Origin of the sequence: Komagataeibacter swingsii (assembly GCF_003207895.1) — a bacterium.
Lineage (GTDB): Bacteria > Pseudomonadota > Alphaproteobacteria > Acetobacterales > Acetobacteraceae > Komagataeibacter > Komagataeibacter swingsii.
This window is the reverse complement of the sequence record NZ_NKUB01000005.1, coordinates 88,167-110,061: the sequence shown is the minus strand read 5'-3', so window position 1 is coordinate 110,061 and position 21,895 is coordinate 88,167. Positions and strand designations below refer to the sequence as shown.

Below are 21,895 nucleotides of genomic sequence, written 5' to 3'. Positions count from 1 at the left end.
AACGGACCGAAAAACCCGGCCCTGCGCCGGGTTTTTTGCGTAAGCAGGTCACGGCGTCCCCGTCACGCCCGCGAATGCATCCGCGTGCCCAGCGCCCGCAGCGGGGTGCCGCGCATCAGTTCCACCTCGATCTGTTCCAGCGTCATGCCACGTGTTTCAGGCACGCGCAGCGCCACCATGACCATGAACACCGCATTCAGCCCGGCATACCCCCACAGCACCCCGTCCGCGCCCATGATTTCCAGCCCGGTCAGGAACGTGGCGCTGACCAGCATGTTGGCGACCCAGTTGGCGCAGGTGGAACACGCCATGCCGAATTCACGCCCGCGCAGCGGCAGGATTTCGGCGCAGAGCAGCCACGTCAGCGGTCCCGCCGCAAACGCGAACGCCGCGACGAACACCAGCATGCACGCCCCCATGAGCAGCCGCATCCCCGGCGCGGGGGGCATGCCGTGCGCCACCATGACCGCCTGCCCCGCCATGGCCAGCGCCATGACGGCAAAGCCGCCGATCAGCATCGGCCTGCGCCCGACCCGGTCCACGCAGGTCGTGGCGATGCAGGTGGACAGCAGGTTGATGAACCCGATCCCGACCGGCCCCCAGACCTGCACGTAATGGCCATACCCCACCAACCCGATGATGTAGGGCGCGTAATACAGCACCGCGTTGATGCCCGAAAACTGCTGCGCCACCTGCAGCCCCACCGCCAGCCACATGGCGCGGCGACAGTTCGGGTCCTTCATGAAACTGCCGATCCCGTCCCGCCGCGCGGACAGGCGGGCCATGATGGCGTTGCGTTCGGCCATGACCAGCCGGGGCAGGCCGCGCAGTTCGATCAGCACGCGGCGCGCATCGCGCTCGCGCCCCTGCGCCAGCAGCCAGCGCGGGCTGGGTGGCAGGAACAGCACCCCCATCATGAACACCAGCCCCGGAAAGCCCACGACGCCCAGCATCCACCGCCATCCGCCAAAATAGGAAAACAGCCCGTCGGACACGAACGCCGCAAGCAACCCGCACGAGATCATGAGCTGGTAGCCCAATATCATCGCGCCCCGGCGCCCGGAATCGGCAATTTCGGCGATATAAAGCGGTGTGGTGAACGTGGTCGCCCCGGTCGCCAGCCCCAGCAGCAGCCGCGCCAGCATGAGCGTGCGGTAGGATGTGGATTCGGCGCATAACAGGGGACCGATCACGAACAGCCCCGCCGTCAGCACCAGCGTGCGCTTGCGCCCGCAGCGATGCGACAGCCATGCCGCGCCCAGCACGCCAAGCGCCGCACCCAGCAGCATGACGCCCACCATGGATTCGCGCTGGAAATCCGACAGGATGAATTCCTGCGAGATCAGGTCCAGCGCACCGGACATGACACCCGTATCCAGCCCGAACAGGATGCCCGACAGCGCCGCAAGACCACCGATCAACCCCGCACGCCCCCGCAGGGCCGGCCCATGCCGGATGACGGGACCAGTCTCTGCGTTGCCAGGCTGCCTGTGCATCATGCCTACTCCAGATGTTACAGTAAGCAACGGCATAATGCGGGGGAAGTTCACCCCCGCCCGCGATCAGGCGGGGAAAAGGGCGTCAGCTGTTCCTGGCGGGCTTGTCGGGGGCCGTATCATTGGCGGGCGCGCCCGCGCTGGTAATGACCGAACCGATGGTGTCACGCAGCACGTTCACGCGCACGCCGGGCGCGATCTCGACCTCGACCTCGTTCGATTCCGCCTGGACTTTCTGCACCACGCCGATGATGCCGCCCGCCGTCAGCACCCGGTCGCCCCGGCGCAGGCCGGCAAGCTGGTTGCGCAACTGCTTCTGCTTGACCTGCTGCGGGCGTATCAGCAGGAAATAGAAAATGGCGAACATGGCCACGTACGGCAGCACGGCCATGATGCCGTCCCCGCTCAGCAGGCCGCCAGCCGACTGGGCATGGGCGGGAGTGGTCAGCAAATCATTGATAATGGAAGGCATTATGATCTTTCCGGCATAATGAGGGATTGAACGGGTTGCGACTTTGCCATGCGGACCATAGTTTTCGCCTGTTTCCCGTCAAGGCGTTCGCCTGCCCCGGCTGGCCAACGCGCTCCGGATCGCCTGGTGGCATACGCCATCGCACACAGTCATGCTGGAATCAGGAACGACGATGGACAGTACTTCCCTCCCCCTTCTCGAACGTATCGCGGCGGCCCTTGAACGGCTTTCGCCGCCCGCGCCCTCGCTTGCCGGGCTGGACCGGGCGGACGCCTTCATCTGGCATCCCGGCCTTGGCCGCCTGACGGCCGTGCCCCATGTCGCCCATGTGGACATGGCCCTGCTGCAGGGCATCGACCGCCAGCGCAGGATGCTGCTGGACAACACGCTGCATTTCGCAGGGGGCCTGCCGGCCAACAACGCCATGCTGTGGGGCGCGCGCGGCATGGGCAAGTCATCACTGGTCAAGGCGGCCCACGCGCAGGCGAACCTGGTGGATGGCAGGCCCGCGGCGCCGGGCCGGGGGCGGCTGGTGCTGGTTGAAATCCAGCGCGAGGACCTGTCCACCCTGCCCGACCTGCTTGCCCTGCTGCGTGAAAGCCCGCGCCGCTTCATCGTCTTCTGCGATGACCTGTCGTTCGAGCGCGAGGACGCGGATTACAAGGCCCTGAAATCGGTGCTGGATGGCGGGATCGCCGGGCGGCCGCAGAACGTGCTGTTCTATGCCACATCCAACCGCCGCCACCTGATGCCGCGCGAGATGATCGAGAACGAAAGTTCAACCGCCATCAACACCGCCGAGGCGACAGAGGAAAAGGTCTCGCTGTCCGACCGCTTCGGCCTGTGGATCGGATTCCACAACTGCGCGCAGGATACCTTCATGGACATGGTCCGCGCCTATGCGAAGGAACGCCGCCTGCCGATCACGGATGCGGACCTGACCCGGCGGGCCAATGCGTGGTCGCTGTCGCGCGGTGGCCGGTCGGGACGTGTCGCATTCCAGTTCATCGAGGACCTGAGCGCGGAACTTTCGGCCCAAGCATGATCCATAACAAGGATTGATCCATGTCCTGCCTGCCATGGTGGCATCACCATCAACACCCATGGCAGCAGCGGGGAAACGGTCGGGGCACGGTGCGACAATACATTACAAAACATTATGGCGCTGAACCATTTGCCCTGCGGTTAAAAAACATCCTTAATATCGCCATGGCGGCACGATACGGTCGAATATGCACCACCTTCCGGCATGTGACCGGCATCCTGTTCCATGGCACATCCGGCTGCCATGCCCTGTTAACAGTCAAGAGAGACAATGGATCAGTCGTTATCGCCTGACAGCATGCAGTCCTCCGCCCCGGTCACCGGGCGGGATCTGCGCCGAATTCGTGCCAACCCCGATTTCTGGTACCCCGTCGCCTGGTCGCGGGAACTGAAGCCAGGCAAGACCATAGGCACCCGCTATGCCGGGCAGCCCATCGCCCTTGTGCGCCCGAAGGAAGGCGGCAGCGTGTTCGCGCTGGAAGACCGCTGCGCCCACCGGCAGGTTCCGCTGAGCAAAGGCACCGTCAAGGGCGAATCGGTCCAGTGCTGCTACCACGGCTGGGCCTATGGCCGGTCGGGGCGCTGCATTGACGTGCCATACCTGGGCAAGGGCAAGCTGCCCAACGGGGTGCGCACCTATCCCGTGCGCGAAGCCGATGGCCTGATCTTTGTCTTTCCCGGTGATCCCGCCAAGGCGGAGACAACACCCTTCCCCCGCCTGGCGGAAGTGGCCAACCCGGCCTACAAGACCCGCCGCTTCGGCCAGCTCGTGCAGTGCCACTACAGCTTCATGCACGAGAACCTGATGGACATGAACCACCAGTTCATGCACATGAAGCAGATGGGCCAGATGAAGCCCCGCTTCCTGGGGCAGGAACGTGGCCCCGGGCTGGTGGAAGCGCGCTACAGCTTCGCGCGCACCGGCGGCAAGCAGCCGATCGGCGAGGCGCTGATCTTTGGCCAGAAGCGCGACAACAGCGAAAAATTCGCCCATCGCGACGTCATGACCATCCGCACCACCTATCCCTACCAGACACTTCATATCCAGACAGGCGACAGCGCGCCGGTCATGGACCTGTGGATCGCGTACGTGCCGCAGGATGAGGCGGAACTGACCAACCGGGTTTTCGGGCTGCTGTCGATCAAGCGGCCGGGCATCCCGGGCATACTGGACCTGGCATGGCCGTTCCTGACCGCGTTTACCGAACGGATTTTCCGTGAAGACCGGGAGATCGTGGAACTGGAACAGAACGCCTGGTACGAACAGGGCGGCGACCGGAACCAGGAAATCTTCCCGGTCATCTGCAACCTGCGCGAACTGCTGGTGGAATGCGGGCTACCCGCCAGGCAGGATGCCCCGGCACCGGTCGCCAGGGGCGCCCTGCCCGCATGAGCATGCAGGGAGCACATGGTTCGGGCACCCTTCTGGATGCCGGGGAATACCGCCTGCGCGAAGTCCGCACCTCCGATGCGGGCACCATGCACAGGCTGATCAATGATTGGAGCGTGGTGCGGATGCTCAGCCGCGTTCCATTCCCCTACTCGCTGGCCCTGACCGAGGACTGGATCGCCGCCACCATCGAACAGTCGCAGCGTGGCGAAGCCTATCATTTCGCCATTACATGCCCCGGCTCCGACCAGCCTGATTCGCTGATCGGGTGCATCGGCCTGCGCATCAACAGCGCCGACCGGTCCTGTTCGCTGGGGTACTGGGTGGGCCGGGCGCACTGGAACCGCAAGGTCGCCACCACCACGGCGGGCCGGCTGGCGCGCTGGGCGCTGGCGAACCTGCCGGTGGACCGCCTGACGGCATCGGCGGCGCACGACAACCATGCCTCCGTCGCGGTGCTGAAGCGGATCGGCTTTCGGGAAAACGGGACGGGATCGCAGGAATTCGTCTCACGCGGGGGGGAATATCCCGTCCGCCTGTTCGAGGCGCGCCATGCCGACCTGTCGGGCGAGGCTATGGCCGGGGAAATGGCGCAGGCCACGGGCAATGCCCGCAAGGTCGTGCTGGTCGCGGCCGTGGCCCTGGTGGATTCCGATGCCCGCGTGCTGCTGGCCCGCAGGCCCGAGGGCAAATCCATGGCGGGGCTGTGGGAATTCCCCGGCGGCAAGGTCGAGGCAGGGGAAACGCCAGAGGAAGCCCTGATCCGCGAACTGGATGAGGAACTGGGGCTGGATGTCGCGCGCTCCTGCCTTGCGCCGTTTACCTTCGTTTCCCACGATTACGGGCATTTTCACCTGCTCATGCCCGTTTATGTCTGCCATCGGTGGAAAAACACGCCAACCCCGCGCGAAGGGCAGACGTTGAAATGGGTGGCGGCCCATGACCTGCGGGATTACCCCATGCCCGATGCCGACCGGCCCCTGATCCCGCTGCTGCAGGACCTGCTGTAAGGCGCTTTTAAACAGCCTGCCTTCAGGAAATCATAAAGACGTTTTGGGTGAAGCTTTTTTTCAAAAAGCTTCAGGAAACGTCACCTTTTTGAAAAAAGGTGACACCCAAAAACTTCTATTTTTGTCCAATGGCCTGTTTTCAAAAAAGACCTACAGGGCGCGGGATATGCGCCCCTACAGGCGGCGCGGTCAGTCCCGGCCCAGCGTCATGCCATGCAGGGCGTCGAATTCGGTGGCGGGAAAGGCAACCGGCGCCTGTCCCGGCACATCGACACGCAGGCTGAACAGGCTGCCCGCCTGTGGCATCCGCGCCAGACGGTCAGGCGGCGTATTCCTGCGCGCCGTGGTAACATAGGCCGTGCGCAGGTCCGGACCGCCAAAGGCCACCTTGGTCACGTTCAGCGCCCCGGGCACGGGAATGGCCGGCAGCGCGGTGCCATCGGGCAGAAACCGTGCGATCCGCCCCCCGTTCCATACGCCAACCCATAACGTGCCCGCGCTATCGACCACCACGCCATCGGGGTAGCCGTCACCGACACGTGCGAAGACGCGCCGGTTCGACAGGCTGCCATCATCGGCCAGGTCGAACACGTAAATGATCCCGGCGGGGGAATGGTTATGGTACAGACGCCGACCGTCGGGGGAAATGCCGGGGCCGTTGGTGACGACATATCCCTCATCATGGTGCCGGACATCCAGCCCGCCCGCCCTGCGGGTCACGGAATACAGCGCGCCGCTAGGTACGCTTTCGCCATCATCCATGGTGCCGAACCACAGCCGCCCCTTCGAATCGACACAGCCATCGTTGATCCGGTTGCCCGGCAGGCCGGGTTCGACCGCGACCTCCCTGCGGAATTCACCGCCTGTCGGGTCCAGGCTGTACAGCCCGTCCTTCAGCCCGCACAGGAGCGTGCCGTCACTGACCGGCGTCACAAAACCGGGACGCAGCGGCGTGGGCCATGACGCGCGTGCGCCGCTGGCGGGGTGAAGGCGATGGATGGCCTGCCCGGCGATATCGACAAAATAAAGCACCTGTTCCCGTACGGACCATACGGGGCCTTCGCCCAGTTCCGCCCGGATATCCCATACGCACTGCAGTTGTGGCATCGCCGCCGTATTCATGGCTTCTCCTTCCGGTAGGGGGGCTGTCGTTATAGGGTGGCGGCAAAACGGCTTCCACCCGCAACCTGTTGGACACACGCATCATGAACCCCACCGCCTGCCTGCTGGTCATCGGCAACGAGATCCTGTCCGGTCGCACACAGGACGTGAACGTGCAGTATATCGCCCGCCGCCTGTCGGAAACCGGCATTACATTGAGCGAGGTCCGGATCATACCGGACATCCGCGCCGTCATCGTGCGCAACGTGACCGAAGCCCGCGCCGCCTATGACAATGTCTTTACCACCGGCGGCATCGGGCCGACGCATGACGATATCACCTCCGCCTGCGTGGCGGAATCGTTTGGCGTGCCCTGGGTCCACCATCCCGAGACGTTCCGCCTGCTTGAAGCCCATTTCACGCCCGCCGAATTCAACGCCGCCCGCCAGCGCATGGCCACGATGCCGCAGGGGGCGGTGCCCATCCGCAATGCGGTTTCGGTGGCCCCCGGCTTCACCATGGGCAATGTCCATGTCATGGCGGGCGTGCCGCGCATCATGCGCGCGATGTTCGAGGAAGTGCTGCCCACCCTGCCCCATGGCACGCCGGTCACGTCAGCGGCATGGCATGCCAACGGCCTGTATGAAGGCAGCCTGGCCGCCGGCCTGGAAATGATACAGCAGCGTTACCCCGACATCGATATCGGGTCCTATCCCTACCGCCTTGATGAAAGCAGCCGGGGCGTGTGCCTGTTGTGCAAGGGAACGGACGCGGACGGTGTAAAGGCCGCATCCAGCGCCGTGCGCGACCTGATCGAACGCCTAGGCTTCACCCCGCAGGCGGGGGAGCCGCCGAAGGCCTGAGGCAGGCCGGGCGCGGGTCAGGCGACGGCGTCACGCCCCATGGCCAGGAATTTCTCACGCCGCTGCGCCTTGAGCAGCACGGGGTCCTTGGCCAGCAGCCCCGGCAGTTCGGCGGCAATGGCGTCACCCACCGCGCGAATCGCGGCCGCCGGTTCGCGCTGCGCGCCGCCCAGCGGTTCGGGAATGATCCGGTCGATCAGCCGCAACTGCAGCAGGTCCTGCGCCGTCAGCTTGAGCGCATCCGCCGCCGTGGGGGCCTGCTTGGGATCACGCCACAGGATGGAGGCGCATGCCTCGGGCGAGATCACGGAATAGATGGCGTGTTCCAGCATCATCACCCGGTCACCGGCCCCCAGCGCCACGGCCCCGCCGGAGCCGCCTTCGCCAATGACGGTGGCGATCACCGGCACGGGCACGTTCAGGCAGGTTTCGATGGACCGCGCGATGGCTTCCGCCTGTCCGCGCGCTTCCGCATCGATGCCCGGCCATGCGCCGGATGTGTCGATAAAGGTCAGGACCGGCAGGCCGAATCGCCCGGCCAGCTTCATCAGCCGCTGCGCCTTGCGATAGCCTTCCGGCCGGGCCATGCCGAAATTGTGCTTGAGCCGCGTCTCGATCTCGGCCCCGCGTTCGGTCCCGATCACCACGACGGGCGTGCCCTTGAACCGGCCCACGCCGCCAATGATGGCCTTGTCATCACCAAACAGGCGGTCACCGGCCAGCGGCGCGAATTCCGTAATCAGGGCCTTGATGTAATCAAGCGTATGCGGGCGCTGGGCGTGGCGGGCGACCTGCACCTTCTGCCACGGCGTCAGCTTGGCATAGGCCGTACGCAACTGCCGGTCGGCTTTCTCGCTCAACCGGGTGATCTCTTCGGCGATGTTGATCCCGTCCGGACCGGACATCCTGCGAAGCTCGTCGATCTTGTTCTCAAGTTCGGCGACCGACTTTTCGAAATCTAGAAACTGGCGCATGCGCTGCCGATAGCACAGCCTGCACGCCAGCCAAACATTTTCACGCAGGGAATTCGCCCTGCCGTGCATTTTTGTCTATGTCGCCGCCGCGTCATGCATTGCCGACAGCGGATGGTGCTGCGCCACCGCGTCACGCAGGCGGTCCAGCATCACGTGGGTATAGATCTGGGTCGTGGCGATATCGGCATGGCCCAGCATTACCTGCAACGCCCGCAGGTCGGCCCCGTGGGCCAGCAGGTGCGTTGCGAAGGAATGCCGCAGCACATGCGGCGACAGCCGTTGCGGGTCCAGTCCCGCCCGCAGCGCCACATCATGGATGATCCGGTCAAAGCCCTGCCGCGTCATGGGCCGGACCGCCGCCCCCCGGCCGGGAAACAGGTACGGGCTTTTCCGCCCCGCGTCCTCATCCATAAGCGCCCGGGCCGCGGCGCGGGCGCGGGCGGACATGGGCACCATGCGTTCCCGCCCGCCCTTGCCACGCACCAGCATCATGCCCGGCGCCGCATCCAGCGCGCGGCGCGGCAGCGACAGCAGTTCGGATATGCGCAGGCCCGATGCATACAGCATTTCCAGCGCCGCGCGCGCCGCAAGCAGCCTGCGCCTGCGCGCGGGCGTCGCATCCGCTTCCGGCGCGCACGCGGCCAGCAGCGCCGTGACCTCCGCCTCCGACAGGAAACGTGGCAGGGGCGTATCCAGGCGCGGGGCTTCCAGCAGGGCGGCCGGGTTGCCGGGTCGCATCCCCTCACGCGCCAGGAACAGGAAATACTGCTTCAGGCAGGACAGCCTGCGGGCCTGCGTGCGCGGGGCCAGCCCCTGCCGCGCAAGGCCGGACAGGTAATCGCGCAGGTCGTCCTCCCCCGCGTCAAGGGGCGAGACGCCCCGTGCGCGCAGCGCCTGCATCATGTCCCCCAGGTCGCGGGCATAGGCGCTGATGGTGTTCAGCGCCGCGCCACGCTCGGCCGCCTGCATTTCCAGAAAGGCGTCAACCCCGTCCGCGACCATGTGGCCCGCCGCCTACTGCGCGGGCGCGGCCATCGGGGCCGCCACCGGGGCGAGCGGCGCCACCGGCAGGGGGGCCGGCGTGCCCAGCGCCGCGGGGGCCGCGAACGCAATATCCCTGTGCACGTCCTGCTGCACCAGCGCGGGCGGAAAGGCGCCAAGGGAGAAGAATCCCCCCACCGCGCACACGACCAGGACGCCTATGACGGCAATAACAATACGGATCATCCAACCGCTTCCCATATCCAGCACATCCGGTGGTCCATGACCGGGCCGGTGACACACTTTCGCGCGCATGGCCGGACCCAGGCGCGGACTCTACCGGTTCCATCCTGCTGTATGTTAGGTTGTCCGGCATGTCACGCCAGATTCCCCCCGACCGGCACGCGCCGGCCGCCCCGTCGCTCGCCATACCGCTTGACCTCAATGCCGTCGGCCCCGCCATGCCACGGCTGCCGGGCAGTGGACGCACCATCGTACTGGTCGGGCTTATGGGCGCGGGCAAGACGACGATCGGCCGCATCCTCGCCGCGCAACTGGGGGTGCCCTTTGTCGATTCGGACGAGGAAATCGAGCGCGCGGCCGGCTACACCATCGCCGACCTGTTCCAGAAATACGGCGAACCCGAATTCCGCCGGGGCGAACGGCTGGTCATCCGCCGCCTGCTGTCCGGCCCCCCCGTGGTGCTGGCGACGGGCGGGGGCGCATTCATGGATTCCCGCACGCGCGCCAGCGTGCGCGAACATGCGATATCCATCTGGCTGCGCTGCCCGCTGCCGGTGCTGGTGCAGCGCGTGGCCGACCGCACGCACCGCCCCCTGCTGAACGCGGCGTCCCCCCATGCGGTGCTGGCGAACCTTATGGAACTGCGCCATCCGGTCTATGCCGAAGCCGATATCATCGTGGATTGTGGAGACGACAACGTGGAACACAGCGCCGACCATGTCATGCAGGCCCTGAAACACAACCGGCAGCCATTGCGGGTGCCGGTGCGGCTGGACCGCGCCAGCTATGACGTCGTGATCGGCCCCGACGTGATCCGGCGCGCCGGCGCGCTGCTGGCCCCCGTCCTGCCGCAGAAGCGCGTGATGGTGCTGACGGATGAAACCGTCTCCCCCCTGCACCTGCCCCGCCTGCTGGAAGGGCTGGAGGAAACCGGAATTCGCGCCGAGGTCATCACCATCCCCCCCGGCGAGGGGTCAAAGACCATCACCATGTACGAACGCGTGACCAACGCCCTGCTGGAGGCGCATGTCGAACGCGGCACCACGGTCGTGGCGCTGGGCGGTGGCGTGGTGGGGGATCTGGCCGGTTTCTGCGCCGCCACCACGCTGCGGGGCCTGCCCTTCGTGCAGATCCCCACCACGCTGCTGTCGCAGGTGGATTCGTCCGTGGGCGGCAAGACCGGCATCAACACCCCGTTTGGCAAGAACCTGCTGGGCGCGTTCCACCAGCCGATCGCGGTGCTGGCCGATACCTCCGCCCTTGCCACCCTGCCGGTGCGCGAACTGCGCGCGGGCTATGCCGAAATCGTCAAGTCGGGGCTGCTGGGGGATGCCGGCCTGTTCGACTGGTGCGAACGCCATGGGGCGGACGTGCTGGATGGCGACCCGGCCATGCAGGCCGAGGCCATCCGCATGGCCTGCGCGTTCAAGGCGCGGGTGGTCGTGGCGGATGAACGCGAGGAACGCAAGGCCGATGGCCGCGCGCTGCTCAACCTCGGCCACACCTTCGGCCACGCGCTGGAGGCCGAGATGGGCTATAATGGCAGCCTGTTGCATGGGGAGGCCGTGTCCATCGGCCTGCGGCTGGCGTTCATGCTGTCGGTCCGGCTGGGCTACTGCCCGGCGGAGGACCTGGACCGCGTGACCCGTCACCTCGAACGGCTATCCATGCCCGCGCGGATCAGCGATACGGGGCGCAATTTCTCCGCGGCCCAGCTTGTACGCAACATGCAGCGCGACAAGAAGATGCGCGACGGCCGCCTGTCCTTCGTGCTGGTGCGCGGCATTGGCCGGGCCTTCACCTGCCGTGACGTGCCCGATGATGTCGTGCTGGACGTGCTGCGCGCGGATGGCTGCACGCCCTGACCCCATGCCGGCGCATGTGATATTTGTGCAACGCCATTCCAGACAGGGCCGGTCTGGAAACGACGTTTAATATTATCTCAACCTTTGCCCCGCACAACGATCCAGCCATGGACAGGTGCGGGCAGGTTTCCCTGCATTCCCGTCTCACCCCTTCCCGCTGGCATTGCGATATGGCCCCCGGGCCAACTGTATCAACATGCATCAGGCCAGTGTGGAACATGCCCCCATCTCCACAAAAAGAAGGCATCTGATCAAGCATCCTCAAGGACGGGAATATGCGTCTTCGCATGGTATTACTGGCGACCGCACTTGGTGCCGCGCCGTTCGCCACCGCCATGGCCACGACGATTACAGGCCCCTATGTCGATATTGGCGGCGGCTACGATCTGACCCAGACCCAGCATGCGCATGGCTTTGACAGGAACCAGTACGAAAACAATGTGAAAACCGATGGTTACCTTGACGCATCGGATAATGCCCGGTTGCTGAAGGAAGCCCATTCACGCGAACGCATGGAACATGGCGACGGCTGGACCGGGTTTGCCACGTTCGGCTGGGGCTTCGGCAACGGCCTGCGCGCTGAAATCGAAGGGGATTACAACTGGTCCGCCCTGACCGGCTATCGGGACTCCACGGGCGATGGCCGCCACCAGAGCGGCAGGACCAGCGGCAGCGACCGGTCCTATGGCGGGTTCGTCAACGTGCTGTATGACATCGACCTGAAGCGCCTGTTCAACATCGACGTGCCCGTGACACCCTTCGTCGGTGTCGGCGCCGGCTACCTGTGGCAGAACGTGGATGCCAGCACCCCCATCACCAGCAGCCTGAACATACGCCAGAACGGCACGAATGGCAGCTTCGCCTATCAGGGCATCGTGGGCGCCGCCTATGACATCCCCGGCGTGCCCGGCCTGCAGATGACCACCGAATACCGCATGATCGGGCAGGTGGAATCCTTCGCCATGGGCAATATCAACCAGACAGGCGGCGGCGACCGCACGCTGAGCTACGACCATCGCTTCAATCACCAGTTCATCGTGGGCGTCCGCTACGCCTTCAACCACGCGCCGCCACCGCCGCCGCCCGCACCCGCCGTGGTGCCCCCCGCCCCCAGCGCGGCGCGGACCTATCTCGTGTTCTTTGACTGGGATGGCGCGGCCCTGACCGACCGCGCGCGCGCAATCGTGGCGGAAGCGGCCCAGGCTTCCACCCATGTCCGGACGACCCGCATCGAGGTCAACGGCTATACCGACAACACATCGGCCCATCCCGGCCCGCGTGGCGAGAAATACAATCTTGGCCTGTCCCTGCGCCGCGCGGACAGCGTGAAGGCCGAACTGATCCGTGATGGCGTACCCGCCAGCGGCATCGACATCCACGGCTATGGCGAGGCCCATCCCCTGGTCGTGACCCAGCCCGATACACGTGAACCCCAGAACCGTCGCGTCGAAATTATCCTGCACTGACGCCGCATACGGCAATAAACTGATAAATATGCCTATTTGCAGGGGAGCACCGGATGCTCCCCTTTCCATATCGAATCGTTCCGATGCACGACAGGCCACGAATCAGCCCCCCGGTTTGCGGCACTGTCCTATGCAAAATAAAGGGGTCTATTATACGACTTCCAAAAAAACCTTATAAAATCGGGACTTTTCATGAAATGTCGCCAAAGGGCCTGAAAGATATGTGTGTTTTTGGTCACACCTCATTGCCATGCGGCATTTTGCCCATTCTCAAGTCAGCCCAGACAGGCTAATCCCGCATCATAGCTTGCGGGTAATCTCAGGCTGCCCTGTCTCGGGGCAAATCCATTGCCCGACACAAGATAGGGCTCTGCCCTGCAACAACAGAGTTAAGGACTGAAACATGCGTCTTCGCGCAGCGTTACTGGCAACCAGCCTGCTGGCCGCGACACCGTTCGCCGCCAAAGCAACGACCATCACCGGCCCGTATGTCGATATCGGCGGCGGCTACAACCTGACCCAGACCCAGCACGGGCACTTTGCCGACACGGAAGACGGCCCGGGCCGTGAAAAGCTGGGCCACCGTCATGGCTGGACCGGCTTCGGTGCATTCGGCTGGGGCTTCGGCAACGGCCTGCGTGCTGAGATCGAGGGTGACTACAACTGGTCCGAGATCTACAGCAAGACCCGTGGCGACAAGGGCAGCGACCGCTCCTATGGCGGCTTCATCAACGTCCTGTATGACATCGACCTGAAGCGCCTGTTCAACATCGACGTGCCCGTAACGCCGTTCGTCGGTGTCGGCGCCGGTTACCTGTGGCAGAACGCGCATGACGTGACCGTCGGCAACAATGCCGCGCGCAGCCTGAGCGGCACCAAGGGCGGCTTCGCCTATCAGGGCATCGTGGGTGCTGCCTACGACATCCCCGGCGTCCCTGGCCTGCAGATGACCACCGAATACCGCATGATCGGCCAGCCCTCCTCCTTCACCATGGGCAACTACACCGCCAGCGGGCCGGAAGGCACGGGTCACGCCAGCTTCGACCACCGCTTCAACCACCAGTTCATCGTTGGCGTCCGCTACGCGTTCAACAACGCGCCGCCGCCGCCGCCGCCGGCCCCTGCCGTCGTGCCGCCCGCACCGACCGCAGCCCGTACCTACCTGGTGTTCTTCGACTGGGATGGCGCAGCCCTTACCGGCCGCTCGCGTGAGATCGTGGCGGAAGCCGCCCAGGCTTCCACCCACGTCCAGACGACCCGTATCGAAGTCAACGGCTACACCGACAACACCGCGGCCCATCCTGGCCCGCGTGGTGAGAAGTACAACCTTGGCCTGTCCATGCGTCGTGCGGACAGCGTGAAGGCTGAACTGATCCGTGACGGTGTGCCCGCCAACGCCATCGACATCCATGGCTACGGTGAAGCGCACCCGCTGGTGCCGACTGGCCCCGACACGCGTGAACCCCAGAACCGTCGCGTCGAGATCATCCTGCACTGATCCCGACCAACCGGTCACAAAAGAAAGGGAGCACTTTGTGCTCCCTTTTTTATGCCCAAACTTTCATATGCGCGAAGAAACAGCCCCACTGTGCTGTCCATGCCACGAAATGTCCTGAATATTTTATTAAACCATTGTTTCGCGTGAACTGTTCCCCACATATTCAATTGTAATCAGATACAAAAAGTCTCCAGCCCCGTGCATGTCTGTAACAATGCGCCTTTTATGCTGCCAGACAACATCAAGGGCACGCAACTACAGGCGGTACACCGTGTTTAAGGGTGATGGACTGGCAGGTCTGCGCAGCCCGCGCACGCTGCATGACCTGTAAAGAAGCAATAATGTGAGGAAGGACGAACATATGCGTCTCCGTTCTGCCCTGCTGGCAACAAGCCTGCTGGCCGCAACACCGCTGGCCGCCAAGGCCACGACCATTACCGGCCCGTATGTCGATATCGGCGGCGGCTATAACCTGACACAGACCCAGCATGGCCACTTCGCTGACACGGAAGATGGCCCCGGGCGTGAAAAACTGGGCCACCGGCATGGCTGGACCGGCTTTGGCGCCGTTGGCTGGGGCTTTGGCAATGGCCTGCGGGCAGAGGTGGAAGGGGACTACAACTGGTCCGAAGTCTACAGCAAATCCCGTGGCGACCGGGGAAGCGACCGTTCCTATGGCGGTTTTGTCAATGTGCTGTATGACATCGACCTGAAGCGCCTGTTCAACATTGATGTGCCCGTAACGCCGTTCGTCGGCGTCGGCGCCGGTTACCTGTGGCAGAACGCGCATGACGTGACGGTAGGCAATACCCCCGGTCGCAGCCTGAGCGGCACCAAGGGTGGATTCGCCTATCAGGGCATTGTCGGTGCGGCCTACGACATTCCCGGCATCGCCGGCCTGCAGTTGACTGGCGAATACCGCATGATTGGCCAGCCCTCGTCCTTCACCATGGGCAACTACACCGCCAGTGGGCCGGACGGAACGGGTCACGCCAGCTTCGACCACCGCTTCAACCACCAGTTCATCGTTGGCGTCCGCTACGCGTTCAACAGCGCGCCACCGCCGCCGCCGCCGGCCCCTGCCGCCGTCCCCCCCGCACCGACCGCGGCCCGGACCTACCTGGTGTTCTTCGACTGGGATGGCGCAGCCCTTACCGGCCGTGCGCGTGAGATCGTGGCGGAAGCCGCCCAGGCCTCGACCCATGTCCAGACGACCCGCATCGAGGTCAATGGCTATACCGATAATTCAGCCGCCCATCCCGGCCCACGGGGTGAGAAGTACAACCTTGGCCTGTCCATGCGTCGTGCGGACAGCGTGAAGGCCGAGCTGATCCGTGATGGCGTGCCCGCCAACGCCATCGACATCCATGGCTATGGCGAAGCCCACCCGCTGGTGCCCACCGGCCCCGACACGCGTGAACCCCAGAACCGCCGTGTCGAGATCATCCTGCACTAAGTGTAAGGAAATGAAAGGAGGCATTGATCTGCCTCTTTTCCCCTTCCATTCCCATAGTGTTATACCGTATGAGATATTCGCGCAGCGCGGTGCCTCGATGTCACATGCAGGCCTGCCCATGTGACTATCGCCTGTCTACGGGCATAAGGATGATGTCTTGCCAAATCTCTCTTCCCAGAAAATTACACAGTTCCTGAAATTTGGCGTTGTCGGGCTTCTGGGGCTGTGTTGGGATACGGGAACGGTTTACAGCCTTCGCCCCTTCGTGGGGCTGACGATTGCGACGATCGCCGCGTATTTCATCGCGGCGTCGATCAACTGGTTGATCAACCGCCTGTGGACCTTCCGCAACGTGGGCAACCAGCATCATTTCGTCATCCAGTGGCTGCGTTTCCTTGCGGGCAATTCACTGGGCTTTTTCCTGAACCGCGGCTGCGTCTTCACGCTGTTCCACCTTTCCCCCATATTCAAGACCTATCCGGTGCTGGCGCTGGCGGCCGGGGCGGCAGCGGGCATGATGGCGAACTTCCATATCAGCCGGAAGCTCGTTTTCCATCCCGAATCCACCCACCCCGAACGCAAGACGGCGGAAATCGTCCCGTTTCAGCCTGAACGCGCCGTAGTCCAGAATACGGTTTCCAGCCGCACGGCGGTCGTGAATTCCCGCAGCAAGCTCGGATAACGGGCCTGCGCGCCATAGGCCGCGCCCACCACATCCAGCCGGCGGACCCCATCTTCCACCAGCGCGGTATATTCATCCCCGCCATATAACGCGATCCATGACCAGTACGGATTGCCCTCGCGCAGCGTGCGCGGGCTGGCGTGCAGGCGTGCGCCCACCTCGGCATACCCGATCAGGCATGGGGCCAGCGTCACCAGCAGGTCGAGCATGTCGCCCGTCTGGGCACGGTCAAGTATAAAGCGGCTGTAGGCAAGTAATTCGATCGATTCCTCCGCCTGTTCCAGCGCCGGGTCCCCTATCCCCCACTGGCGGCAGTAGCCCACATGCATGGACAGTTCGGTATCCAGTATGCCCGACAGCAGGCCGGCCGCATGCCGCATGCCCGCAAGGGTATCCGACTTGTGAACCAGCAGGGCGCAGGCGCGGGCGTACTGGATCAGGTAGAGATAATCCTGGATCAGGAAGTTGCGGAACGCCGCCACCGCCAGCGTGCCATCCGCCACGCCATGCACGAACGGATGGTCCACAAAATCCAGCCACTGCGCCATGCTGTCATGGCGCAGGCGGCCAGCAAGCCCCTGCGTCAGCAGCGGCCAGTCCCGTTCCGCCTGCCATTCTCCGGTCATGTTTCCTGTCTCCTGCTGGGCCTGCCCACCCTGCGCCGCGCATGGCACGCAACAGCCATATGGGTGCAACACGCATGTTCGTGCTTCCGGTCTGGCGCTACGTGCGCTAGGTGAATGAAACCGGTTTTACATCTATACCTTCAATACAGGATCGTCTGTTTCCCGCCATGCCCACAACAAACGACATTCGTGCCACCTTCCTCGACTATTTCGCGGGGAACGGGCATCAGATCGTGCCGTCCTCGTCCCTGGTGCCGCACAACGATCCGACGCTGCTGTTTACCAATGCTGGTATGGTGCAGTTCAAGAACGTGTTCACCGGGCAGGAAACGCGCCCCTATTCCCGCGCCACCACGGCCCAGAAGGTCGTGCGCGCGGGCGGCAAGCACAACGACCTGGACAATGTGGGCTACACCGCCCGCCATCACACGTTTTTCGAGATGATGGGCAATTTCTCGTTCGGGGATTATTTCAAGGCCGAAGCCATCGAACTGGCCTGGAAACTGGTGACCGGCACGTTCGGCCTGCCCCGCGAAAAGCTGCTGACCACCGTCTATGCCGATGACGAGGAAGCCGCCAGCCTGTGGCGCAGGATCGCGGGCCTGTCCGATGACCGGATCATCCGCATTCCCACCTCCGACAATTTCTGGCGCATGGGGGATACGGGTCCATGCGGCCCGTGTTCCGAAATCTTCTACGACCACGGCCCCGAAGTGGCGGGCGGCCCGCCCGGTTCCCCTGATGAGGACGGCGACCGGTTTACCGAGATCTGGAACCTCGTGTTCATGCAGTATTTCGAAAACCCGCCCGGCACGCGCTCGCCGCTGCCGCGCCCGTCCATCGACACCGGGCTGGGGCTGGAACGCTTTGCGGCCATCCTGCAGGGCAAGCGCGACAACTACGACACCGATACCTTCCGCGCCCTGATCCTGGCCTCGGCCGAAGTAACCGGGCAGGACCCGGACGGGCCGTTCAACGCCAGCCACCGCGTGGTGGCCGACCACCTGCGCTCCACCTCGTTCCTGATTGCCGATGGCGTGCTGCCGTCCAAGGACGGGCGGGGCTACGTCCTGCGCCGCATCATGCGCCGCGCCATGCGCCATCTGCACATGATGGGCACGACGGAACCGACATTCTACAAGCTGGTTCCCGCGCTGATCCGGCAGATGGGCGAAGCCTATCCCGAACTGGTCCATGCCCGCGCCCTGATCGAAGGGACGATGAAGGGCGAGGAAGAACGCTTCAAGGCCATGCTGGACCGTGGGCTGTCGCTGCTGGCGGACGAGACGGCGCACCTTGGCGATGGCGCGCCCCTGCCCGGCGCCGTAGCCTTCAAGCTATATGACACGTTCGGCTTCCCGCTTGACCTGACACAGGACGCCCTGCGCGGCACCAGCCATGGCGTGGACGTTGAAGGCTTCAACGAGGCCATGGACGTGCAGCGCAAGCGCGCCCGCGCGGCATGGAGCGGGTCGGGCGACAGCGCCACCGAAACCGTATGGTTCGAGGCGCGCGATACCTTCGGCGCCAGCGAATTCCTTGGCTACACGACCGAGACCTCGGATGCCGAGGTCCAGACCGTGGTCGTGGATAACGCGCAGGTGGACAGCGCCGGACCGGGCACCAAGGTGGCCCTGCTGCTGAACCAGACCCCGTTCTATGGCGAAAGCGGTGGTCAGGTGGGCGACACCGGCACCATCACCGCACCCGGGCTGCATATCGCCATTACCGACACACAGAAGAAGCTGGGCGACCTGCTGGTGCATTACGGCACGGTCATCGAAGGCACGGTCAAGCCCGGCATGGCGGTCACGGCTCAGGTTGACCATGCCCGCCGCGGTGCCATCCGCGCGCACCATTCCGCCACCCACCTGCTGCACGAGGCCCTGCGCCGCCGCCTGGGCGATCATGTCACGCAGAAGGGCAGCCTGAACGCGCCCGACCGCCTGCGCTTCGACGTCAGCCAGCCCCGCCCGATCACGCCAGAGGAACTGGCGGATATCGAGGCCGAGGTGAACGCCCGAATCCGTGAAAACACGGACGTCACCACCCGCCACATGACGCCCGAAGAAGCCATTGAACAGGGCGCCATGGCCCTGTTTGGCGAGAAATACGGCGATGAGGTCCGCGTGGTGTCCATGGGCGGCCCGGAAGACGGGCGCGCGGGCTGGTCGATCGAACTGTGTGGCGGCACCCATGTGCGCCGCACCGGCGATATCGGCCTGTTCCGCATCACGTCCGAAAGTGGCGTGTCATCGGGCGTGCGGCGGATCGAGGCCGTAACCGGCCTTGCCGCGCAGAACGCCACCATCGCTACCGAGGAACGCCTGAACCAGGTGGCCGCCATGATGCGCGTGCCGCCTGCCGAAGCCCCCGAGCGCCTTGCGGTGCTGCTGGAAGAGCGCAAGGTGATGGAGCGCCAGATTTCCGACCTGCAGCGCAAGCTGGCATCGGGCAGCCAGTCGGCGGCATCGATCGTGGAAATCAACGGCATCAGGCTCGATGCCCGCAACGTGGGTGAACTGCCGCCCAAGGAACTCAAGCCGCTGGCCGATTCCCTGCGGAACGAAATCGGGTCGGGCGTGATCGCCCTGATCTCCACCGCCGATGGCAAGGGCAGCATCGTGGTCGCCGCTACCCCTGACCTGGCGGAAAAGGTGGACGCCGTAACCCTGGTCCGCGCGGCCAGCACCGCCATGGGTGGCAAGGGCGGCGGTGGCCGTCGCGACATGGCGCAGGCTGGCGGCCCGGACACCAGCAAGGTGGAGGCCGCACTCGACGCCGTGCGCACCGCCATGGCGGGCGGGGCGGCCTGACCCACGGCCCCATTTACACGCAACGGACACGCAACGGCGCACCCTGTGCGCCGTTGTGCTGTACGCCCCCGCCCGCGATGCATGAATACTGCAATACAGGAAGTGAATGTTTCTTAATTATATTGTGGTTACATAGTATTTCCACAAACCCGCATGAAGAAACAGTTGTGCCCCACAGGTGTTCCCATGATACAGCTATCATGGGATACCACCCCAGCCGCCGGATTGTGCCGCAACGTCATTGCGGCGGGCGGATCTGTCTTTATCCGGACATTCAGGTGACAGGATTTTACAATGGCCGCTACCCATACCGCCCGCGATACCCTTATTGACCTGCTGCATGGCGTGGAGCGGTTCAATACCGAAGTCTTTCCGCAGAACCGTGAACTGTTCGCAAGCCTGGCGGAAAGCCAGTCCCCCGACACGCTGTTCATCGCCTGCGCCGACAGCCGGGTAAACCCCAGCATGATCACGCAGACCCAGCCGGGCGACCTGTTCGTGCTGCGCAACATCGGCAATATCGTGCCCGCCTATGGGGAAATGCTGGGGGGCGTGTCATCCGCCATTGAATATGCCGTAAGCGCGCTGAAGGTTTCGCATATCATCGTATGCGGCCATTCCAACTGCGGCGCGATGAAGGCGCTGCTGGACCCCGACCCCACCAAGCTTGCGAAAATGCCCACCGTCGCAAGCTGGCTGCGCAATGCCGAAGCCGCGCGCGCCGTGCTGGAAGCATCCGACGCCGGTCCCGCCAGCGTGCGCAGCCTGTCCGAACAGAACGTGCAGTTGCAGATCGCGCACCTGCGCACCCATCCCGCCGTCGCGGCAGGGCTTGCCCGCGGCACCCTGACGTTGCAGGGATGGTTCTATGACATTGCCAGCGGGGAAGTTGTGGTGCTGGATGAAACGTCACGCACGTTCATCCACGTGGACGAAGCCATCGCCAAGCTGCAGGCGCAGCAGGCGGCTGATACCACCACGCCATAATCCCGGCCCCCTTTCCACGTGGGGACTGCGGCAGGCATGGCCGGGCCTGGCCGCAGCCCTTGCGCTGGCCGCCCTGCCTGTTGGCGCGGGGGCTACCGGCAGCCTCAAGCTTTCCACATGGAACCTTGAATGGCTAACCACGCGCCCGCAGGGCGACCCTGCCCTGCCCGCCGATGTCACGCCGCGCACACCGGCGGAACTGGACCGGCTGGCGCATTATGCCAGCCGCCTTGCCCCCGATATCGCGGCGCTGGAGGAAATTGACAGCCCGCAGCTTGCAGCCCGGCTGTTTCCCGCGCAGCACTACCGCATCTTCATCTCCAATGACCCTGTCGTGCAGAAGGTGGCGCTTGCGGTGCGCGCGGACCTTGCGGTCGTGCGGCATGCGGATGTCACGGCGCTGGATGTCTATCCCCCTTCCGCCCCCCATCACCTGCGCGCCGGGCTGGACCTGACGATAGGACAGGGTACGGACAGCGTGCGCGTGCTGGTGGTGCACCTGAAGGCGGGATGCCGCGATTCGCGGCAGACGGACCGCAAGCCTGCCTGCCAGACGCTGATGCGCCAGATCGCGATCGTTCAGGACTGGATCATGGAACGGCAGGACGAAGGGGAAGCCTTTGTCGTAATGGGGGATTTCAACCGCCTGCTGGCGCCTGACGATCCCGCATGGCGGGCACTGTCTGAAAACGGCCCGCTGGCGCTGGCGACATCGGGCCACGCCAGCCCCTGCGCGCAGGGGCGTTATTTCATCGACCATATCATCGCAGGCGGCCCCGCGCGTGAATGGCTGCGGCCGGACAGCCTGCGCGTCATGCTGTACCGCGAAAACGGACATGATGATCCCACGCGCCTGTCCGATCACTGTCCCGTATCGGTCAGGCTTTCACTCCCCTGATGCAGGCGGTATGAACAGGCCAGCCAG

General features: G+C 64.5%; 20 protein-coding genes. 13 read left to right on the top strand and 7 right to left on the bottom strand.

The window, feature by feature from the left end; all coding sequences use genetic code 11:
- Positions 1–62 precede the first annotated feature (62 nt).
- Together CFR76_RS06205 and yajC are read right to left on the bottom strand one after the other, a co-directional pair.
- Complete coding sequence (locus CFR76_RS06205) at positions 63–1,496, bottom strand: sugar porter family MFS transporter (RefSeq protein ID WP_208623944.1); 1,434 nt, start codon at positions 1,494–1,496, stop codon at positions 63–65.
- 85 nt (positions 1,497–1,581) lie between these two features.
- A complete protein-coding gene (yajC, locus tag CFR76_RS06200) occupies positions 1,582–1,968 on the bottom strand; it encodes a preprotein translocase subunit YajC (RefSeq protein WP_110556340.1) in 387 nt (128 codons plus the stop codon).
- Positions 1,969–2,140: 172 nt separating this feature from the next.
- Between yajC and CFR76_RS06195 the strand changes: the two genes are divergently transcribed.
- The 4 genes from CFR76_RS06195 to mutT are packed head-to-tail and all read left to right on the top strand — an operon-like array spanning position 2,141 to position 5,412.
- A complete protein-coding gene (locus CFR76_RS06195) occupies positions 2,141–3,013 on the top strand; it encodes an ATP-binding protein (protein WP_110556339.1) in 873 nt (290 codons plus the stop codon).
- Between the two features lie 20 nt (positions 3,014–3,033).
- Positions 3,034–3,306: a hypothetical protein gene (locus tag CFR76_RS17955; protein WP_167402067.1), complete on the top strand. Its 273-nt coding sequence runs from the start codon at positions 3,034–3,036 to the stop codon at positions 3,304–3,306.
- The gene (locus CFR76_RS06190; RefSeq protein WP_167402066.1) at positions 3,284–4,405 is read left to right on the top strand and encodes an aromatic ring-hydroxylating oxygenase subunit alpha; all 1,122 of its coding nucleotides are present in this window, start codon (positions 3,284–3,286) and stop codon (positions 4,403–4,405) included. Before CFR76_RS17955 ends, CFR76_RS06190 begins: the two co-directional genes overlap by 23 nt.
- Entirely contained in the window at positions 4,402–5,412 is a 1,011-nt protein-coding gene (mutT, locus tag CFR76_RS18690; protein WP_110556338.1) for an 8-oxo-dGTP diphosphatase MutT, read from the top strand. Before CFR76_RS06190 ends, mutT begins: the two co-directional genes overlap by 4 nt.
- Positions 5,413–5,601: 189 nt before the next feature.
- On the opposite strand, the gene CFR76_RS06180 is transcribed toward mutT, so the two are convergent.
- Positions 5,602–6,519: an SMP-30/gluconolactonase/LRE family protein gene (locus CFR76_RS06180; RefSeq protein ID WP_110556396.1), complete on the bottom strand. Its 918-nt coding sequence runs from the start codon at positions 6,517–6,519 to the stop codon at positions 5,602–5,604.
- Between the two features lie 98 nt (positions 6,520–6,617).
- Here CFR76_RS06180 and CFR76_RS06175 point away from each other — a divergent pair, with 98 nt between their 5' ends.
- On the top strand, positions 6,618–7,376 hold the full coding sequence (locus tag CFR76_RS06175; protein ID WP_167402065.1) for a competence/damage-inducible protein A: 759 nt from the start codon (positions 6,618–6,620) through the stop codon (positions 7,374–7,376).
- Between the two features lie 17 nt (positions 7,377–7,393).
- On the opposite strand, the gene CFR76_RS06170 is transcribed toward CFR76_RS06175, so the two are convergent.
- The 3 genes from CFR76_RS06170 to CFR76_RS06160 all read right to left on the bottom strand — a co-directional run bounded on the left by CFR76_RS06170 (position 7,394) and on the right by CFR76_RS06160 (position 9,577).
- The gene (locus CFR76_RS06170; RefSeq protein WP_110556395.1) at positions 7,394–8,350 is read right to left on the bottom strand and encodes an acetyl-CoA carboxylase carboxyltransferase subunit alpha; all 957 of its coding nucleotides are present in this window, start codon (positions 8,348–8,350) and stop codon (positions 7,394–7,396) included.
- A 75-nt stretch (positions 8,351–8,425) separates the two neighbouring features.
- Entirely contained in the window at positions 8,426–9,352 is a 927-nt protein-coding gene (locus CFR76_RS06165; protein ID WP_110556336.1) for a tyrosine recombinase, read from the bottom strand.
- A gap of 12 nt (positions 9,353–9,364) precedes the next feature.
- Entirely contained in the window at positions 9,365–9,577 is a 213-nt protein-coding gene (locus CFR76_RS06160) for a hypothetical protein (protein WP_110556394.1), read from the bottom strand.
- Positions 9,578–9,705: 128 nt separating this feature from the next.
- Between CFR76_RS06160 and aroB the strand changes: the two genes are divergently transcribed.
- The 5 genes from aroB to CFR76_RS06135 all read left to right on the top strand — a co-directional run bounded on the left by aroB (position 9,706) and on the right by CFR76_RS06135 (position 16,541).
- Positions 9,706–11,439: a 3-dehydroquinate synthase gene (gene aroB / locus CFR76_RS06155; RefSeq protein ID WP_110556335.1), complete on the top strand. Its 1,734-nt coding sequence runs from the start codon at positions 9,706–9,708 to the stop codon at positions 11,437–11,439.
- A gap of 275 nt (positions 11,440–11,714) precedes the next feature.
- A complete protein-coding gene (locus CFR76_RS06150) occupies positions 11,715–12,905 on the top strand; it encodes an OmpA family protein (RefSeq protein ID WP_110556334.1) in 1,191 nt (396 codons plus the stop codon).
- A 403-nt stretch (positions 12,906–13,308) separates the two neighbouring features.
- Positions 13,309–14,403, top strand: coding sequence for an OmpA family protein (locus CFR76_RS06145; protein WP_110556333.1), 1,095 nt, complete (start codon positions 13,309–13,311; stop codon positions 14,401–14,403).
- A 361-nt stretch (positions 14,404–14,764) separates the two neighbouring features.
- Positions 14,765–15,859 carry an OmpA family protein gene (locus CFR76_RS06140; RefSeq protein WP_110556332.1) on the top strand — a complete coding sequence of 365 codons (1,095 nt, stop codon included), beginning with the start codon at positions 14,765–14,767 and terminating at the stop codon, positions 15,857–15,859.
- 157 nt (positions 15,860–16,016) lie between these two features.
- Positions 16,017–16,541 (top strand): GtrA family protein, encoded by a 525-nt coding sequence (locus CFR76_RS06135; RefSeq protein ID WP_110556331.1) that lies wholly within the window; start codon positions 16,017–16,019, stop codon positions 16,539–16,541.
- Here CFR76_RS06135 and CFR76_RS06130 read toward each other — a convergent pair.
- Positions 16,463–17,167: a TenA family protein gene (locus tag CFR76_RS06130; RefSeq protein ID WP_110556393.1), complete on the bottom strand. Its 705-nt coding sequence runs from the start codon at positions 17,165–17,167 to the stop codon at positions 16,463–16,465. The two genes, CFR76_RS06135 and CFR76_RS06130, sit on opposite strands and share 79 nt — an antisense overlap.
- 167 nt (positions 17,168–17,334) lie before the next feature.
- Here CFR76_RS06130 and alaS point away from each other — a divergent pair, with 167 nt between their 5' ends.
- The 3 genes from alaS to CFR76_RS06115 all read left to right on the top strand — a co-directional run bounded on the left by alaS (position 17,335) and on the right by CFR76_RS06115 (position 21,868).
- Positions 17,335–19,983, top strand: a complete 2,649-nt coding sequence (gene alaS, locus CFR76_RS06125; protein WP_110556330.1) for an alanine--tRNA ligase — start codon at positions 17,335–17,337, stop codon at positions 19,981–19,983.
- Positions 19,984–20,277: 294 nt separating this feature from the next.
- Positions 20,278–20,970 carry a carbonic anhydrase gene (locus CFR76_RS06120; protein ID WP_110556329.1) on the top strand — a complete coding sequence of 231 codons (693 nt, stop codon included), beginning with the start codon at positions 20,278–20,280 and terminating at the stop codon, positions 20,968–20,970.
- The gene (locus tag CFR76_RS06115; protein WP_244191806.1) at positions 20,885–21,868 is read left to right on the top strand and encodes an endonuclease/exonuclease/phosphatase family protein; all 984 of its coding nucleotides are present in this window, start codon (positions 20,885–20,887) and stop codon (positions 21,866–21,868) included. The genes CFR76_RS06120 and CFR76_RS06115 overlap by 86 nt, the downstream gene beginning before the upstream one ends.
- Positions 21,869–21,895: the final 27 nt, after the last annotated feature.

What these genes read in the sequence shown, in the direction of transcription:
- CFR76_RS06205 (WP_208623944.1), bottom strand. Translation starts at nt 1,496, where the DNA reads ATGCACAGGCAGCCTGGCAACGCAGAGACTGGTCCCGTCATCCGGCAT.
- yajC (WP_110556340.1), bottom strand. Translation starts at nt 1,968, where the DNA reads ATGCCTTCCATTATCAATGATTTGCTGACCACTCCCGCCCATGCCCAG.
- CFR76_RS06195 (WP_110556339.1), top strand. Translation starts at nt 2,141, where the DNA reads ATGGACAGTACTTCCCTCCCCCTTCTCGAACGTATCGCGGCGGCCCTT.
- CFR76_RS17955 (WP_167402067.1), top strand. Translation starts at nt 3,034, where the DNA reads ATGTCCTGCCTGCCATGGTGGCATCACCATCAACACCCATGGCAGCAG.
- CFR76_RS06190 (WP_167402066.1), top strand. Translation starts at nt 3,284, where the DNA reads ATGGATCAGTCGTTATCGCCTGACAGCATGCAGTCCTCCGCCCCGGTC.
- mutT (WP_110556338.1), top strand. Translation starts at nt 4,402, where the DNA reads ATGAGCATGCAGGGAGCACATGGTTCGGGCACCCTTCTGGATGCCGGG.
- CFR76_RS06180 (WP_110556396.1), bottom strand. Translation starts at nt 6,519, where the DNA reads ATGCCACAACTGCAGTGCGTATGGGATATCCGGGCGGAACTGGGCGAA.
- CFR76_RS06175 (WP_167402065.1), top strand. Translation starts at nt 6,618, where the DNA reads ATGAACCCCACCGCCTGCCTGCTGGTCATCGGCAACGAGATCCTGTCC.
- CFR76_RS06170 (WP_110556395.1), bottom strand. Translation starts at nt 8,350, where the DNA reads ATGCGCCAGTTTCTAGATTTCGAAAAGTCGGTCGCCGAACTTGAGAAC.
- CFR76_RS06165 (WP_110556336.1), bottom strand. Translation starts at nt 9,352, where the DNA reads ATGGTCGCGGACGGGGTTGACGCCTTTCTGGAAATGCAGGCGGCCGAG.
- CFR76_RS06160 (WP_110556394.1), bottom strand. Translation starts at nt 9,577, where the DNA reads ATGATCCGTATTGTTATTGCCGTCATAGGCGTCCTGGTCGTGTGCGCG.
- aroB (WP_110556335.1), top strand. Translation starts at nt 9,706, where the DNA reads ATGTCACGCCAGATTCCCCCCGACCGGCACGCGCCGGCCGCCCCGTCG.
- CFR76_RS06150 (WP_110556334.1), top strand. Translation starts at nt 11,715, where the DNA reads ATGCGTCTTCGCATGGTATTACTGGCGACCGCACTTGGTGCCGCGCCG.
- CFR76_RS06145 (WP_110556333.1), top strand. Translation starts at nt 13,309, where the DNA reads ATGCGTCTTCGCGCAGCGTTACTGGCAACCAGCCTGCTGGCCGCGACA.
- CFR76_RS06140 (WP_110556332.1), top strand. Translation starts at nt 14,765, where the DNA reads ATGCGTCTCCGTTCTGCCCTGCTGGCAACAAGCCTGCTGGCCGCAACA.
- CFR76_RS06130 (WP_110556393.1), bottom strand. Translation starts at nt 17,167, where the DNA reads ATGACCGGAGAATGGCAGGCGGAACGGGACTGGCCGCTGCTGACGCAG.
- alaS (WP_110556330.1), top strand. Translation starts at nt 17,335, where the DNA reads ATGCCCACAACAAACGACATTCGTGCCACCTTCCTCGACTATTTCGCG.
- CFR76_RS06120 (WP_110556329.1), top strand. Translation starts at nt 20,278, where the DNA reads ATGGCCGCTACCCATACCGCCCGCGATACCCTTATTGACCTGCTGCAT.
- CFR76_RS06115 (WP_244191806.1), top strand. Translation starts at nt 20,885, where the DNA reads ATGAAACGTCACGCACGTTCATCCACGTGGACGAAGCCATCGCCAAGC.